Raw genomic sequence first — 14,790 nt, 5'->3', positions numbered from 1 at the left:
TTCGCTGAGGTGATCTCGTTCTGGCGTCGGTCGGGCCCACCGACCTCGACAGTAACCACCGGCGCGGGCCGGACAGTCCGTCGACGGGCCGTGTTCGCTCCCGGCCGATGAACTGCCCGCCCGACCGACCGGTGGACGAGCGGGCGTGCGCCGTCCGGGTCAGGCGCGCGACGTCGAGTCCGGGGCGCCGACGACCTCGGTGTCGGCCGTGTCGTCCACCTCCACCTGCGAGCTCGGCGACTCCGGGTCGCCGGTGTCGGTGGCCGTGCTGGTGTCGGTGTCGGCCTCGGCGACCTCGGTGCCCTCGTCGACCGTCTCCCCCTCGACCTCGCCGGCGGTGCCGAAGAGCTCCGAGAGGTCGACGTCGGCGCCGCCGGGGCCGGTGATCGTCGCGGCCTGGACGACCGTGGCGAGCGCCTTGCCGCGGCGGACGTCGGCGAAGATCGCGCCGAGCTGGTTGGCCTGCTGCGCCTGCTGGATGTACTCCTCGGGGCTCACCCCGAAGCGCTGGGCCTGCATCATGATGCGTTCCATCAGCTCGTTCTGCTCGACCTGCACGTTCGCCTCGTCGGCGATCCGGTCGAGGAGCAGCTGGGTCTTCACGGCCTGCTCGGCGTTGGTGCGCAGCTCGGTGTCGAACTCCTCGCGGGTCTGGCCCTGGGACTCGACGTACTCGGTGAGCTTGGCCTCGTCGTGGTCGAACTCGTGCACCGCCTCGTGGGCGCGCACCTCGACCTCGGACTGGACGACCGACTCCGGCAGCGGCACGTCGGCGGCCTCGAGGAGGGCGTCGAGCACGCGGTCGCGTGCCTGGCTGCCCTGCTCCATCTTCTTGACGCGCGAGTAGCGCGTGCGCAGGTCGTCCTTGAGCTCGTCGAGCGTGTCGAACTCGCTGGCGAGCTGGGCGAACTCGTCGTCGGCGTCGGGGAGCTGGCGCTCCTTGACCGTCTGCACCGAGACCGTGACCTCGGCGTCCTTGCCGGCGTGGTCGCCGGCGACGAGCTTGGTGGTGAACTGCTTGGTCTCGCCGGCGCTCATGCCCTCGAGCGCCTCGTCGAGGCCCTCGATGAGCTGGCCGGAACCGACCTCGTGGGACATGCCCGTGGTCTGGGCCTCCTCGACGGCCTCGCCGTCGACGGTGGCCGAGAGGTCGATGACGACGAAGTCGCCGCTCTGCACGGCGCGCTCGACGCCGGTGAGCGTGCCGAAGCGCGCCTGGAGGCCCTTGAGCTGGTCGTCGACGTCGTCGTCGGTGACCTCGGCGTCGTCGACCTCCACGGCGATCGACGCGTAGTCCGGCACCGTGAACTCGGGACGGACGTCGACCTCGGCGGTGAAGGCGAGCTTGTCGCCGTCCTCGATCTCGGTGACCTCGATGTCGGGCTGGCCCAGCGGCTGGACCTCGGCCTCGCTGACGGCCTCGCCGTACTTGGCGGGGACGGCCTCGTTGACGACCTCCTCGAGCACGACCCCGCGGCCCAGGCGCTGGTCGAGGATGCGCGCGGGCGCCTTCCCGGGACGGAAGCCCGGGATGCGCACCTGCTGCGCGATCTTCTTGTAGGCGCGGTCGAAGTTGGGCTTGAGCTCGTCGAAGGGCACCTCGACGGCGAGTTTGACGCGCGTCGGCGACAGGTGCTCGACGGTGGACTTCACTGGTCGTCTCTCCTCGGTGCCGGGCCATCGTGCGCTCGTGCGGTGACCTGCCCGCATCCTGAGGAGTACGGGCGGGTCGGTCCGTGGCGTGACGCGGGAGGCCGTCCTCACCGCTCACGGTCGAGGAGCACCGGAGCACCGGTGCCTGTACCTGCTGACGCGCCCGCCCGGGCGTGGCGGCGAGTCTAGACGTCACCCCCGACCGCTCGCCGTGGCGCCCGTCCGGACCGGCCGGGACGGCCTCCCCGGCCCTCCGTCGCGGGGCCCCGCGCGGTACCCCGTCGCGGCCACCGTCGATCTCCCCGTGCCGACCGCCGATCTCATCGTCGCCGGCCGGTCGGTGCCCCCGCGATCGCCGCCGGACGCCGCCCGCCGACGGGACCGGACGGCGCGTCGCTCGTCCGGGCGGCGACACGCCGACGGATACGGCCGTTCGGAGGACGGCGGGGGCTCCCGTCGCGGGGGTGGGTCGCGCGCGGGCGGCCTGGCACGGTGGTGGGGCCTCGCCACCGCTCCCCGTGCGGCGGGGCCCGCCACGAGGAGGGACATGAGCCCCATGAAGAAGCTGCGCAACAACCTCGAGCGTGCCCTCGAGACCTTCGAGGTCCTCGCCGGCTACGGCACCAAGCGCCGGAAGCGCGCGCGGCGCTGAGCCGGGTGGCGGCGGGGTCGGCCCCCGAGAGGTCGGCGGACTGCTCCCGGTGCCTGGCGCTGTGCTGCGTCGGGCCCTCGTTCGCCGCCTCCGCCGACTTCGCCGTCGACAAGCCGGCCCACACCCCGTGCCGCCACCTGCGCCCCGACGACGGGTGCGGCATCCACGACCGGCTCCGTGCCCGCGGCTTCCCGGGCTGCGCGGTGTTCGACTGCTTCGGCGCCGGTCAGCAGGTGGTGCAGGTGACGTTCGGGGGCGCGCGGCGCCGGACACGGGAGATGTTCGACGCCCTCGAGGTCCTGCGGCCCCTGCACGAGGTCCTCGCGCTGCTCGACGAGGCCGTCCGGTCGCCGGCGGTCGGTGCCGAGGCCGCCGCGCTCGCGGCGCGCGTCGAGGACCTCGTCGCCCTGCCGGCGGACGCGCTCACGACCGTCGACGTGGGCGCGGTCCGTCGGGAGGCCGGCGCGCTGTTCGACGATCTCGTCGCCGCCGCGCAGGCCGGGCGCGACGGACCCGACCTGCGCGGTGCCGATCTCCTCGGCGCCGACCTGCGCCGTCGCGACCTGCGCTCCGCCCGATTGCGGGGCGCGCTGCTCGTCGGCGCCGACCTGCGCGGGCTCGACCTCGACGGCGCCGAGCTGCTCGGTGCCGACCTGCGGGGCGCCGACGTCCGCGGCGCCCGCCTCGACGGCGCGCTCCTGCTCACCGCGCTGCAGCTCGAGGCCGCCCGCGGGGATGCCGCGACGACCGTGCCCGGGCACCTCGCCCGTCCCGGCCACTGGGCTGCTCTACCGTCCGCGCGGTGACCGTCCGCTCGATCGCGCTGTTCGTCCTCGCCGCGGTGCTGGAGATCGGCGGCGCCTGGCTGGTGTGGCAGGCGATGCGCGAGGGCCGGGCGTGGTGGTTCGCCGCGCTCGGCGTCGTCGCGCTCGGGCTCTACGGCTTCGTCGCCGCGTTCCAGCCCGACGCCGCCTTCGGCCGGGTGCTCGCCGCCTACGGCGGGGTGTTCGTCGCGGGCTCGCTGGCGTGGGGCGTCGTCCTCGACGGCTACCGGCCCGACCGCTACGACCTGCTGGGCGCGCTGATCTGCCTCGTCGGCGTCGGCGTGATCATGTACGCGCCGCGCTGAGGCGGCGCCCCAGCTCGTCCAGGTCGGCGACGAACCACAGCTCGCGGCCCTGGTTCGCCTCGCGCACCCAGTCGTCGACGGGACCGGACGTCTCGCCGAGTGCGCCGACCACCACCAGGCGCAGCCGGTAGTTGACGAACTTCTGGACGATCGCGCCGGCGATCCCGCTGGCGAGCTGCGCGAACGCCGGGTCGAGACGCTCGACGGGCACGGCGACGACGTCGACGCCGGTGCCGTAGGTCTCGCCGATGACGTCGAGCGCGCCCGCCTCGTCGCCGATGATCGGTCCCTCGCGGTCGAGGACCAGGACGGGGACCCCGTTGAGCTCGGTCATGGTGCTCACGGCAACGATCCTGCCGTGCGGCGCGAGGAGATTGCGCGGACGTGGAGTGGCGGCCCTGCCGGTGAAGAGCCACCTGTCACGGCAGGGCCGCCCCGAGCGGCTGCGCGCGTGAACCGCCGCCCGGAATGGTGCACTCCGCTCACATCGTCGGCGCGTGCGGGTCGCTCTCGTCGCCGACGAAGTGGATGTCGAACTCCTTGTTGGTGATGAACAGGAACGTCACGTCCCGGTCCTGGGTGGCGCCGTGCTGCATGACCCCGCCCTCGGGGAACCAGACGAAGCTGCCGGCCGGGTAGTCGCCCTGGTGGGTGTTGAGCACGCCCTCGAGCACGTAGACGCCGTGCGCGCAGGGGTGGCTGTGCCAGGGATTGGTGAAGCCCGCGCGGTAGACCATCTTGAGGACGGTCATGCCCGTCTCGGGGTCCGCGACGAGCGGGACGTGCTCGAGGTTCGCCCCGATGTAGGAGACGGGGAAGCCCTGCCAGGCCTCCTGCGTGGTGTCGACGACGGTCAGCTCGACGGGCGTGCTCTTCGTGGCCATGGGTGGACCTTCGTGCCCGCGAGCCCGGGCCCACAAGCCTCAGGACAGCCGCATCCCCTGCTCCGCGAGGGCCTCCTGCAACAGCCGCACGGCCTTCGGGCCGACGCCGTGCAGGGCGAGGAGATCCTTCGCGGGGACGCCGTCGAGCTGGGCCATGCGCGTGTACCCGGCGGCCCGGAGCGCGCCCGTCGCCGGGCGGCCGATGCTGCGCGGGAAGTCGACGTCGTCGGCGGTGGCGTCCATGAAGGGTCAGGCTAGGGCCGCGAGAGGCACGTTCTGCAGGCCATCAGTCCTGTTGATCATGCGAGACGTGCCTGTCGGGGCGCCGGAAGCGGGCGTCGCGCTCCGGTCCCGGGCTCAGGCCGTACGAGCGGTGGGCGGGGTCGGGCCGATACCGGCGGTGGCGGCCCCGCACGACCAGGAGGGTCACCGCGGCGACGCAGACGATCACCGCGATCAGCAGGAACGGGCCGAGGAGCGCGGCGGTCCACTCACCCACGGCGCCACCCCGATCGTTGCGGATCTCCCGCCGCACCCTCCCACAGGAACGATGATCGCTCCAGGTGCTCCGGGCACCCGTCAGGCGCGGGCGCAGGAGCACCGGGGGCGATCTCCGACGGCGCGCGGCACCGGCGGCCGGTCGCCCCTGACGGCGGTGGCCGCCGCTCCACCCGGCAGGTCGTGCCGGGGAGCGGGTGCGGTCGCGGTGCGTGTCGCCGCTCGTCGTGCCCGGTCGGGGTGGCGGGATTCGAACCCACGGCCCCTCGCTCCCAAAGCGAGTGCGCTACCAAGCTGCGCTACACCCCGTCGACATGAGTCTAGGGGCGAGGCGCGGGGACCGTGGAGGCGCCGCTGCCTCCCGGTCCGGTGTCGCGTCGGACGTCAGTCCAGTCCGCGGACGATGTGGTCGTCGTCGATGCGCTCGACCGTGTCGACGACCTCCGTGGCGATGCTCATGACCTGTCTCCCTCCTCCGTTGCGGCTCGTCTCCCCATGGTGCCGAGGAGTCTGTACCTACCGTCGCGTATCCGTAGGACGTCACTCTCGGCTGATCGTTCCAGTCGATCGGTCAAGTACCGGTCCGGATCGTTCACGAAGACGTCGACCGGCGTTCCCGGGGCAGCCACCGACCCACGGGGCCGGGCGGGGAGGGCGCATCCGCTACGGTGGAACCGGGCCACAGGGCCTGCGCGGGCGTAGCTCAATGGTAGAGCCCCAGTCTTCCAAACTGGCTACGCGGGTTCGATTCCCGTCGCCCGCTCCACGCCGTTCGTGCAGGTCATCATGGGCCCATGCCCACGCTCGGATCGTTCGTCCTCGGCACCCCGGACCCTCCCGGGCTCGCCGCCTTCTACCGCGAGCTCCTGGGGTGGGTGACGGTCGAGGGTGCCGACGACCCCACGTTCCTCCGCCTGCGCTCCCCCGAGCAGGAACGCCCGGGCCTGAGCTTCCAGCTCGAGCCCGGCCACGTCGCGCCGACGTGGCCACCGCGCGACGGCGAGCAGCGGATGCACGCCCACCTCGACCTGCTGGTCGAGCCGGACGCCCTCGACGCCGAGGTCGCCAGGGCCCGCAGCCTCGGCGCCACCCGCGAGGACCACCAGCCGGCCGAGGGCGTCGTGGTCATGCGTGACCCGGACGGCCACCTGTTCTGCCTGTTCGTGCCGGGCGCCTGAGCAGCCCGAGCCCGACGTACATCCCCACGAGCGCGACGACGAGGCCGACGACGGCGTGCGCGGTCAGCGGCTCGCCGAGGATCGGGACCGCGGCGATCGCGGTCACCGCGGGCACGAGGTTGAGCAGCGAGCTCACGTGCACCGTCGAACGCCACCGCAGCAGCACGAACATCAGCACGAACGCGCCCGCGGAGTTGACGACGCCGAGCCACAGCGCGGTCCACCAGCCGGTGGCGTCCGACGGCAGCCAGGCCGCACCCAGGAACGGCATGGCGGCGGCGGTGACGACGAGGGAGGTCCCCATCTGCACGGCGACGCTCGTCGCGACGGGCGTGTCGTCGTTGAACCGCTTCTGGTACAGCGTGCCGGCGGCCATCGACAGCGCCCCGAGCACGGGCAGCACGACCGTCGAGCCGAGCGCCCCGCCGAGGCGGTCGGACAGGACGATGTAGACCCCGCAGGCCCCGATGATCAGCCCGACGACCGGCGCGGCGCCCAGCCGGGTGGAGAGCACGAGCGGGGTGAACAGCCCGACGAGCAGCGGCGCCATGCCCAGCACCAGGCTCGTCACCCCGGCCGGGACGCCGGCGGCGAGCCCCGTGTAGCAGAACGCGAACTGGCCGACCTGCAGGAGCAGGGCCGTCACGACGAGGTGGCCCCAGGCGCGTCGGGACCGCGGCAGCGCGGGCCGGGTCGCGACGACGGCGACCAGCACCACGACCAGCGCGACGAGGAAGCGCCACAGCAGCACCGTCGGCACCGCCATGTGCGCGGTGGCGATCTTGCCGACGACGAACCCGGACGCGTAGACGGGCACGAACAGCGCGCTGAGCACCGGGACGAGCCAGGTGCGCGACGGCCCCGTGGTGCTCGCGGGAGGCGCCACGGGGCCGGCGCGCCTGTCACGGAGCATGACCCCCAGTCCATAGCACCGCTAACGACAACGCAAACGGTCGCCCGCTACAACGCGGCGTAGAGCGCCGACTCGAAGTCGCCGTAGAGCTTCCACGCCTCGTTCTCGGAGATGAACGGCAGGGAGTTGGTGTAGATCGACGCGCAGATGCCCGTGGTGCGGTCGATCCAGAAGTGCGTGTTGAGCAGGCCGGCCCAGGCCCCGCTCCACGCCCGGCGCCGCCCGGGGACGTCGTCGGTGTTGAGCAGCAGCCCGTAGCCCCAGGTCCAGCCCGGACCGAGGTGGAGGCTGTCGGTGGTGGCCGGGTCGGCGGAGGCGATCTCCTCCGGCAGCGGGATGCCGCCGAGCTGGTCGGAGAACGCGGCGTCGACGGTCTCCTGGCGCAGGATGCGGGTCCCGTCGAGCTCGCCGCCGCGCAGCAGCGCCCGCTCGAAGCGGATGTAGTCGCGCGGCGTCGAGTGCAGGCCGTGCCCGCCCGGCCACCACTCCGGGTCGTCCGGGAGGAAGTTGCCGGCCGACATCCACGCGCCGTCCTCGCCGCGCACGTGCACGGGCGTCTTGTTGCCCTGCCGCCCGTCGTCGAGGGCGAACATCGTGTCGTCCATGCCGAGCGGGCCGGTGACGTTCTCCTTGATGACGACGTCGAGCGTCGTGCCGGCGACAGCCTCGACGACCTGGCCGAGCCAGTCGGTGTTGATGCCGTACTCGTAGCGCGTCCCCGGGTCGGCGATCATCGGCGCGAAGAGCGCACGCTTCTCGCCGGGCACCACGTTCGGCAGGCCGGTGAGCTGCTCGTAGCGGCCGATGTCGGCGTTCCAGAACCAGTAGCTCAGCCCCGAGGTGTGGGTGACGAGCTGCTTCACGGTGGCCTGGCTCGCCGGCGTGCGCAGCTTCGGGGTGTCGCCGTCGAAGCCGTCGAGGACCTGGATGTCCGCGAACGCCGGCACGTACTGCTCGACCGGGGCGTCGAGGTCGAGCTCGCCGCGCTCCACCTGCTGCAGCGCGGTGACCGTGGCGACCATCTTGGTCATCGACATGATCCGGAAGTGGGTGCTCGTCGAGACCTGGCCGGGCTCGCCCACGACGCGGGGTCCGGCGCCGCCCTCGTAGAAGACGCCGTCGGCGTCGGCGGCGATCGCCGCGACGTGCGGCACGTTCCCGGCGTCCACCGCGCCCGCCAGCACCTTGTCGATCCCCGAACCGTCGATCGTCCTGCTCATGGTGTGAACCCTCCTGGAGTGATCGGCGCCACAGAGTCTCCTGGCGATGGCGGCCGTCCACACCTGCCCGAGCAGCCAGGACCGTCGGTGCGCGGCGCTACCGTCCGCGGGCATGGCCCTGGACTGGAACACGCTGCTGCTCGACCAGATCGACTTCCCGTGGCGCGGCGCGTGGCGCCCGCGGCTCGAGGGCCTCACCGACGAGCAGTACCTCTGGGAGCCCGCCCCGGGCGCGTGGTCGGTGCGGCCCCGGGAGCGGGCGACGACGCCGATGGCGGCCGGCGCCGGAGAGATGGTGATCGACTTCGCCCTCCCCGAGCCCGACCCGCCCCCGGTCACCACCGTCGCTTGGCGGCTCGGGCACGTCATCGTCGGCGTCCTCGCGATGCGGGTGGCGAGCCACTTCGGCGGGCCGCCGGTCGACTACGCCACCCACCACTACGCGGCGACGGCACGCGAGGCGCTCGCCCAGCTCGACGACGCGTACGCCGCCTGGACCGCCGGTGTGCGCGAGGCCGATCTGGAACGGCCGTGCGGGCCGGCCGAGGGGCCGTACGCCGAGGCGCCGATGGCGATGCTCGTGCTGCACATCCACCGCGAGCTGCTGCACCACGGTGCCGAGATCGCCCTCCTGCTCGACCTGTACAGAGCAGCGCGTTAGGCCGTACGGAGGTCAACTCCGGGGCCGGACGATCACGCTCCCGACTCGGGCACACTGGTCGCCGATGGCCACCGGGACGGCGGACGTGACCGAGACGAGCGATCCGCCCCGGCGGCCCGACCCGCCGGCGGCTCCGCGCCCGTCCGGACGCGTGGCGCTCGGGGCCGTCGCCGGCCTCGCCGCCACCCTGCTGGTCGTCCTCGCCACGCGGCTGTTCAGCGCGCGCCCGCTCGGCGTCACCGACAACGGCGACGGCTACCGCTTGTACTGCGGGGCCGGGCTGCGCCCCGACACCCTCGACGGCGTCGCCAGCTGGCAGGGCGGCTGGGTGTGGTCGTACGCGCTCGGCCCGCCCACGTGCGCCGACCCCGTCCCCTCGTCGGCGCTGGTCATCGCCCGCGCCACCACCCTGGTCACCTCCGGCACCTGGTCGCCGGCGGTGCTGGGCTGGACCTACGCGGTCCTGGTCGGCCTCGTCGTCGGCCTCGGCGCCTGGGCCGCCGCGGCCGCGGGGCGCCGGCGCGCGCTGGCCGTCGCCGTCCCGGTCCTCCCCCTGGCCGCCGCCACGTTCCCGCGCTTCTTCGTCTCCACCTACAGCGAGCCCGCCGCCCTGCTGGGGACGGTCGCGGCGGCCGTCGGCGTCGCCGCCGTGCTCGTCACACGGCGCGAGCACCGGTCGGCCCGGGTCGTGGCGCTGGTCCTCACCGCGGGCGGCGGGCTGCTGGCGACCACGGCGAAGGTCGCCTACGTCCCGGTGCTCGTCGCGGCGGTGCTCGTCTGCGCGGTGACCGCGGTCGGCGTCCGCCGGGCCCGGCGCGCGGGCCCCGCGCTCGCCGCCCTGACCGTCCTGCTCGCGGCCGTCCCCGTCACCGCCGCGCTCGAGCGCCAGCAGGAGGCCTACGAGTCGGTCAACGCCCACGACCTCGTGTTCACCACCGTGCTGGTCGAGCTCGGCCCGCCGGCCGCCGCCGAGCTGGGCCTGCCGCCCGAGGCGGTGGCGCTGACCGGCAACGGCTTCTACAACGGCCCACCCCGCCCCGAGGGGCAGGCCTGGTGGGAGGACGCGATCGTCCGGCGGCCCGGCGAGACACGGAACGCGGCCCTGGCCCTGCTCGCCGGCCACCCGGCAGCCGCGGCCCGCGCCGTGGGCGTCGGGCTGCAGGCCACGACCCGGGCCGACCTCCCCTACCTCGACGCCCTGCCCGCGTCGCCGTCGCGGCTGGCCACGCCGTCCGGGGACCCGGGGTGGTCGGGGGCGCGCCAGCCCGATCTCGCGCAGGTCCTCGACGATCCCGGTCGCCCGGCCTGGCTCCCGAGCGTGCTGGTGCTCGTCGCCCTCGCCGCCGCGGCCACCGCGCGGTGGCAGGGCCGCGCCCGGCGCTGGTCGCTCGCCGCGGGCCTCGCCGCGGGCACCGCGCTCGCCCTGGTCGTCGTCGCGGTCGCCGGGGACGGCTACTTCGAGGTGTTCAAGCACGTGTGGCTCGCGGCGTACCTGCTCGTCCTCGCCGCGCTGGCGCTGGTCGGCGCGGTGGGCACCGCCGTCCTCGGGCGGTGGAGGGTGCGCCGCGGGGAGTAGGAAGGAGCCGTGCGCGCGTACGGATTCCGCCGGGCCGGCGGCCCCGACCAGCAGGCCTACCTCGACGTCGCGGTGCCCGAGCCCGGACCCGGTGAGCTGCTCGTGCGGGTGCGCGTCGCCGGCGTCAACCCGGGCGACTGGCGGCTGCGCCGCGGCGAGTACGGCCACGAGGGGCCGGCGGTGCTCGGCCGCGAGGTCGCGGGGACGGTCGTCGCCGCCGGGAAGGGCGTCACCGGCTTCGCCCCCGGCGACGAGGTGTTCGGTGGCTGCCCCGGCATGGTCGGCGGGTGGGCCGAGCAGGCGCTGGTGACGGCGTCCTTCGCCGCCCACCGTCCGCCGGGGGTGTCGGCCCGCGACGCCGCGGCACTGCCCGTCGCCGCCGGGACCGCGTACGACGCGCTCACGGCGCTGGCCCTGCCCGCGGGCGCCACGCTCCTGGTCAACGGCGCGGGCGGCGGCGTCGGCATCCCCACGGTGCAGCTCGCCCGGGCGCGCGGCCTGCACGTCGTCGGCACCGCGAGCGAGGGCAAGCAGGACCTGCTGGGCGACCTGGGCGCGACGGCCGTCGTCGGCGGTCCCCACGTCGCCCACCACGTCCGCGCCGCCGCCCCGGATGGTGTCGACGGCGTCTTCGACCTCGTCGGCGGCGACGCCTTGCGCGCCGTGGCCCCGCTGACCGACCCGGCGCGGCTGTTCTCGGTGGCCGACAAGCCCCTGGTCGCCGAGCTCGGCGGCCGCGACGTCCCGCGTGACCGCAGCACCGCCGTGCTCGACGCCCTGGCCGCGCGCGTCGCCGCGCAGGACCTCGACCCCTGGGTGCGCACGGTGCTGCCCTTCGACCGGGCCGCCGAGGCGCTCGCGGCGGTGGAGGACGGGCACGTGCTCGGCAAGGTCGTCATCGCGATCGACGCCTGAGCTGGCGATGTCACCGAGGGCGAACACCACCGGCGTCATTTCACCTGAACGTCGCAGTCATCACTCCGTCGAGCGTCCCTGAGAGCCAACTGCTCAATCTGAGTACTCCGAACGGATCGACTCAAGGGGCCAAGCGTTTGACTGAGTCGTCGTTCATCGAATGACCCCTCGCTGAACCATCGCTCACCTCCTCGGGAGACTCCTCGGCGCCGCGATCACCGCGGTGAGTGCAACCCGAAGGGGAGATCACCATGAAGCGACTCCAGCGGATCGCCGCCGCCACCGCCCTCGCGGGCGCGGGCACCCTCGCCCTCTCCGGGGTGGCGAGCGCGTCCGAGTCCCACGGGTCGGACAGCGGGAGCGAGTCGGGCCACGGCGCCCACCACGGCGACCGCAAGGGCCTCGTCGGCGGCCTCGTCGGCGCGGGCGGCGAGCTCGTCGGCGGCGTCGGCGGGCTCCTGGGTGGCGTCGGTGGCGCCGCCGGCAGCGTGCTGGGGAGCGACGCGGTCGGCGACGTGGTCGACGGCCTGCTCTGACCGACGCGGCGTTCCGACCCATCGGGGGAGCCGGAACGTCCACGGGCCGAGCAGGACACGGGTACGGGTCCCGGTGGCGCCGGAATCGCCACCGGGCCCCGCACTCGTTCAAGTTTGCAGGACCCCGCGGGCCCGGCGAGGCTGTGGCCGTGGAGCACCCGACCCCGCCCGGCGGCACGCCCCGCAGCGGCTCGCGGGCCGAGGCCAAGGAACGCACCCACGCCGGGCTCCTCGACGCCGCGGCCACCGTCTTCGCCGACAAGGGCTACGGCGCCGCGTCGGTCGGCGAGATCGCCCGCACCGCCGGCGTCTCCGTCGGCGCCCTCTACGCCCACTTCCCCAGCAAGCAGGACCTCTTCCTCGCGCTCATGGACCGGCGCCGCGTCGCCGAGATGACCGCCGCCCGCACGCACCTCGCCGACGGCCTCCCGTCCGCGCTCGACGCCCTCGACCGTCAGGTCACCGACACCGCCGACGACGAGCGCGCCGCCCTCCTCGGCGCCGAGGCCTGGCTCTACGCCGTCCGCGACGCCGACTTCGGGGCCGACCTCGCCGCCCACCACCAGCGCCTGCGCGGTGACCTGCTGCCGCTGATCCGCGCCGAGCGCGAGCGCCGGGGCGTGACGTGGGCGCTGCGCGACGAGGAGATCGCCGCCGTCGTGCTCGGGCTGTTCACCGGCCTCGTCCAGCACCGTCGGCTCGCCCGCGACACCGTCCCGGCCGACCTCTACGGCCGCGCGCTGCTCGCCCTGCTCGACGGGCTGGCGACCGGCTAGTCCTCCCGCTCGTCGCGCCGCTCGAGGGGCTCCTTCGGGGCCAGCCGCCGCAGCGCGTGGTAGCCGACGATGACGACGATCGACCCCAGCGCGATCCCCGACAGCGACCCGCCGCCGATCGACAGGGCCACGTCGCCGATCCCGATGACGATGCCGGCCGCGAGCGGGACGAGGACCTCGGGCCGGGAGAAGTCGACCTTGTTCTCCACCCAGATCCGCGCCCCGAGCAGGCCGATCATCCCGTAGAGGACGACCGTGATGCCCCCGAGCACCCCGCCGGGCGTGGCCGCGACGACGGCGCCGAACTTCGGGCAGAAGCCGATGAGGACCGCGACGCCCGCGGCCACCCAGTACGCGGCGGTCGAGTAGACGCGGGTCGCCGCCATGACGCCGATGTTCTCGGCGTAGGTGGTGGTCGGCGAGCCGCCGACGCCACCGGCCACGGCCGTCGCGATGCCGTCCGCGGCGAGGGCCCGGCCGAGGTAGGGGTCGAGGTCCTCGCGGGTCATGCTCGCGACGCCCTTGACGTGCCCGGTGTTCTCGGCGATCAGCGCGATCGCCACCGGGACGATCAGCAGGATCGCCGAGGCGCTGAAGGCGGGCAGGTGCAGCCCGGGCAGCTCCGGCGTGCCCAGCGGCAGCCCGATCCACGGCGCGTCGCCGACCCCGGACAGGTCGACGCGGGGGTGCGTGGACACGACGCCCGACGCGTCCGGGCCCGTGATCGGGCCGAGGGTCGCGTCGAGCAGCAGCGAGAGCGCGAAGCCGACGACGAGCCCGACGAGCACCCCGAGGCGGGACAGCATGCCGCGGCCGGCGACGGCGGTGACCATCACCACGAGCATCGTGACCAGCGCGACGAGCTCGTCCTGCGGCCAGTAGGTGCCGGCCACGACCGGGGCGAGGTTGAAGCCGATGAGCAGCACGACGGCCCCGGTGACCGCGGGCGGCAGCGCCGCCGAGACGAACCGGGCGCCGCCGCGGTGGACGGCGAGGCCCACGAGGGCGACGACCACCCCGCAGACCGCGATCGCCCCGGTGACCTCGGCGCTGGTGCCCCCGTCCGCCCGGACGGCGGCGACGACGCCGACGAACGACGCGCTGGTGCCCAGGTAGCTCGGGACGCGCCCGCGCGTCATCAGCAGGAACAGCATCGTCGCGAGTCCCGAGAGCAGGATCGCGAGGTTCGGGTCGAGGCCCATGAGCACGGGGAAGACGAACGTCGCCCCGAACATCGCCAGCACGTGCTGGGCGCCGAGGCCCACCGTGCGACCCCACGACAGGCGTTCGTCGGGCTTGACGACCTCGCCGGGCGCGGGCGCCCGTCCGTCACCGTGGACGGTCCATCCCCTGATCACGGCGCAGAGACTAAGGGCGCAGGTCACCCGCGGCGCGCGGCCGCCCCACCGCCATCCCGTCGAGGAGCAGGTCCAGGTACCGCGGCCAGCGGCGCGAATCGTGCTCGGCGGTGACGACGGCCATGTGCACGACCACGAGCAGGTCGTCCGGCTCGAGGTCGCCGCGGACCACGCCGGCGGCCTGCCCGCGGCGCAGCAGCTCGCCCAGCGGCCCGAGGGTGCGGGCGGCGAGCTCGGGGGTGAACGCCCCCACCGCCTTCGCGGCCGCGAGCAGGCCACGGTGACGGGTGACGCCGTCGACGAGCCCCTCGAGCACCCCGGTCAGCGCGCCCCACGGGTCCTCGTCCGCCGCGGCGCGGGCCAGCAGCGGCTCGACGGACTCGGCGACGTAGTCCTCGAGCACCGCGGCGACGAGCTCGTCGCGCCCGGAGAAGCGCCGGTAGAGCGTCGAGGGCGCCACCCCGGCCCGGCGCGCGACCTCCTCGAGCGCGACGTCCGCACCGTCCGCCTCGAGCGCCGACCGGGCGGCGGCGAGGATCGCGGCGTGGTTGCGGGCGGCGTCCGCGCGCAGGGGCCGGATCACCGGGTCCGACGGGGCCGACATCCACGTCACCCTAATCGGCCGTGCTCCACCGGTCTCAGTCGTCGACCAGCGAGAGCGCCCCGGACGGGCACTGCGCGACGGCGTTGCGGACCTCGGACTCCTGGTCGGGCCCGGGGTGGTCCTCGAGCACCTCGACGAGCGCCTCGTCGTCCTGGTCGAAGACGTCCTCGGCGGCGAGCACGCAGTTGCCCGCGCCGATGCACACGTCGCGGTCGGCCTGGATCTTCATGGTTCTCC

Annotated in this window: 18 protein-coding genes and 2 tRNA genes; 9 read left to right on the top strand and 11 right to left on the bottom strand. The window is 74.4% G+C overall.

Annotated elements, in window-relative coordinates; translation table 11 throughout:
• Positions 1-159 precede the first annotated feature (159 nt).
• A complete protein-coding gene (gene tig / locus WCD41_RS27435; RefSeq protein WP_337718421.1) occupies positions 160-1,653 on the bottom strand; it encodes a trigger factor in 1,494 nt (497 codons plus the stop codon).
• 657 nt (positions 1,654-2,310) lie between these two features.
• On the opposite strand from tig, the gene WCD41_RS27430 reads away from it, so the two are divergent.
• On the top strand, positions 2,311-3,111 hold the full coding sequence (locus WCD41_RS27430) for a pentapeptide repeat-containing protein (protein ID WP_337718420.1): 801 nt from the start codon (positions 2,311-2,313) through the stop codon (positions 3,109-3,111).
• Entirely contained in the window at positions 3,108-3,434 is a 327-nt protein-coding gene (locus WCD41_RS27425) for a YnfA family protein (RefSeq protein ID WP_337718419.1), read from the top strand. The genes WCD41_RS27430 and WCD41_RS27425 overlap by 4 nt, the downstream gene beginning before the upstream one ends.
• Here WCD41_RS27425 and WCD41_RS27420 read toward each other — a convergent pair.
• The 5 genes from WCD41_RS27420 to WCD41_RS27400 form a co-directional block, all read right to left on the bottom strand.
• The gene (locus tag WCD41_RS27420) at positions 3,415-3,768 is read right to left on the bottom strand and encodes a DUF4180 domain-containing protein (protein ID WP_337718484.1); all 354 of its coding nucleotides are present in this window, start codon (positions 3,766-3,768) and stop codon (positions 3,415-3,417) included. The two genes, WCD41_RS27425 and WCD41_RS27420, sit on opposite strands and share 20 nt — an antisense overlap.
• A 148-nt stretch (positions 3,769-3,916) precedes the next feature.
• On the bottom strand, positions 3,917-4,318 hold the full coding sequence (locus WCD41_RS27415) for a cupin domain-containing protein (RefSeq protein WP_337718418.1): 402 nt from the start codon (positions 4,316-4,318) through the stop codon (positions 3,917-3,919).
• A 39-nt stretch (positions 4,319-4,357) separates the two neighbouring features.
• Positions 4,358-4,561: a helix-hairpin-helix domain-containing protein gene (locus WCD41_RS27410; protein WP_337718417.1), complete on the bottom strand. Its 204-nt coding sequence runs from the start codon at positions 4,559-4,561 to the stop codon at positions 4,358-4,360.
• A gap of 43 nt (positions 4,562-4,604) precedes the next feature.
• A complete protein-coding gene (locus tag WCD41_RS27405) occupies positions 4,605-4,817 on the bottom strand; it encodes a hypothetical protein (RefSeq protein ID WP_337718416.1) in 213 nt (70 codons plus the stop codon).
• Between the two features lie 234 nt (positions 4,818-5,051).
• A tRNA-Pro gene (locus WCD41_RS27400) sits at positions 5,052-5,125 on the bottom strand.
• A gap of 383 nt (positions 5,126-5,508) precedes the next feature.
• Here WCD41_RS27400 and WCD41_RS27395 point away from each other — a divergent pair.
• Positions 5,509-5,582, top strand: a tRNA-Gly gene (locus WCD41_RS27395).
• Positions 5,583-5,610: 28 nt separating this feature from the next.
• A complete protein-coding gene (locus WCD41_RS27390; RefSeq protein ID WP_337718415.1) occupies positions 5,611-5,994 on the top strand; it encodes a VOC family protein in 384 nt (127 codons plus the stop codon).
• Here WCD41_RS27390 and WCD41_RS27385 read toward each other — a convergent pair.
• Positions 5,942-6,907 carry a DMT family transporter gene (locus tag WCD41_RS27385; RefSeq protein WP_337718414.1) on the bottom strand — a complete coding sequence of 322 codons (966 nt, stop codon included), beginning with the start codon at positions 6,905-6,907 and terminating at the stop codon, positions 5,942-5,944. The genes WCD41_RS27390 and WCD41_RS27385 overlap by 53 nt on opposite strands.
• Before the next feature lie 47 nt (positions 6,908-6,954).
• Positions 6,955-8,127 (bottom strand): serine hydrolase domain-containing protein, encoded by a 1,173-nt coding sequence (locus tag WCD41_RS27380; RefSeq protein ID WP_337718413.1) that lies wholly within the window; start codon positions 8,125-8,127, stop codon positions 6,955-6,957.
• 112 nt (positions 8,128-8,239) lie between these two features.
• Between WCD41_RS27380 and WCD41_RS27375 the strand changes: the two genes are divergently transcribed.
• From WCD41_RS27375 to WCD41_RS27355, 5 genes are all read left to right on the top strand, one after another.
• Positions 8,240-8,788: a DinB family protein gene (locus WCD41_RS27375; RefSeq protein ID WP_337718412.1), complete on the top strand. Its 549-nt coding sequence runs from the start codon at positions 8,240-8,242 to the stop codon at positions 8,786-8,788.
• A gap of 64 nt (positions 8,789-8,852) precedes the next feature.
• A complete protein-coding gene (gene wsfD, locus WCD41_RS27370; RefSeq protein ID WP_337718411.1) occupies positions 8,853-10,364 on the top strand; it encodes a glycan biosynthesis hexose transferase WsfD in 1,512 nt (503 codons plus the stop codon).
• A gap of 9 nt (positions 10,365-10,373) precedes the next feature.
• Positions 10,374-11,279 carry an NADP-dependent oxidoreductase gene (locus WCD41_RS27365; RefSeq protein WP_337718410.1) on the top strand — a complete coding sequence of 302 codons (906 nt, stop codon included), beginning with the start codon at positions 10,374-10,376 and terminating at the stop codon, positions 11,277-11,279.
• A 251-nt stretch (positions 11,280-11,530) separates the two neighbouring features.
• Positions 11,531-11,815: a hypothetical protein gene (locus WCD41_RS27360; protein ID WP_337718409.1), complete on the top strand. Its 285-nt coding sequence runs from the start codon at positions 11,531-11,533 to the stop codon at positions 11,813-11,815.
• 149 nt (positions 11,816-11,964) lie between these two features.
• A complete protein-coding gene (locus WCD41_RS27355; RefSeq protein WP_337718408.1) occupies positions 11,965-12,591 on the top strand; it encodes a TetR/AcrR family transcriptional regulator in 627 nt (208 codons plus the stop codon).
• Here WCD41_RS27355 and WCD41_RS27350 read toward each other — a convergent pair.
• From WCD41_RS27350 to WCD41_RS27340, 3 genes are read right to left on the bottom strand one after another with little or no spacing between them, the layout of a single operon-like run.
• Positions 12,588-13,949, bottom strand: coding sequence for a uracil-xanthine permease family protein (locus WCD41_RS27350; RefSeq protein ID WP_373695206.1), 1,362 nt, complete (start codon positions 13,947-13,949; stop codon positions 12,588-12,590). The genes WCD41_RS27355 and WCD41_RS27350 overlap by 4 nt on opposite strands.
• 10 nt (positions 13,950-13,959) lie before the next feature.
• The gene (locus tag WCD41_RS27345; RefSeq protein WP_337718407.1) at positions 13,960-14,553 is read right to left on the bottom strand and encodes a TetR/AcrR family transcriptional regulator; all 594 of its coding nucleotides are present in this window, start codon (positions 14,551-14,553) and stop codon (positions 13,960-13,962) included.
• A 34-nt stretch (positions 14,554-14,587) separates the two neighbouring features.
• Positions 14,588-14,782 carry a ferredoxin gene (locus tag WCD41_RS27340; protein WP_337718406.1) on the bottom strand — a complete coding sequence of 65 codons (195 nt, stop codon included), beginning with the start codon at positions 14,780-14,782 and terminating at the stop codon, positions 14,588-14,590.
• Positions 14,783-14,790: the final 8 nt, after the last annotated feature.

It is taken from the genome of Actinomycetospora aeridis, assembly GCF_037400275.1.
Lineage (GTDB): Bacteria > Actinomycetota > Actinomycetes > Mycobacteriales > Pseudonocardiaceae > Actinomycetospora > Actinomycetospora aeridis.
This window is presented reverse-complemented; position numbering and strand designations above follow the sequence as displayed.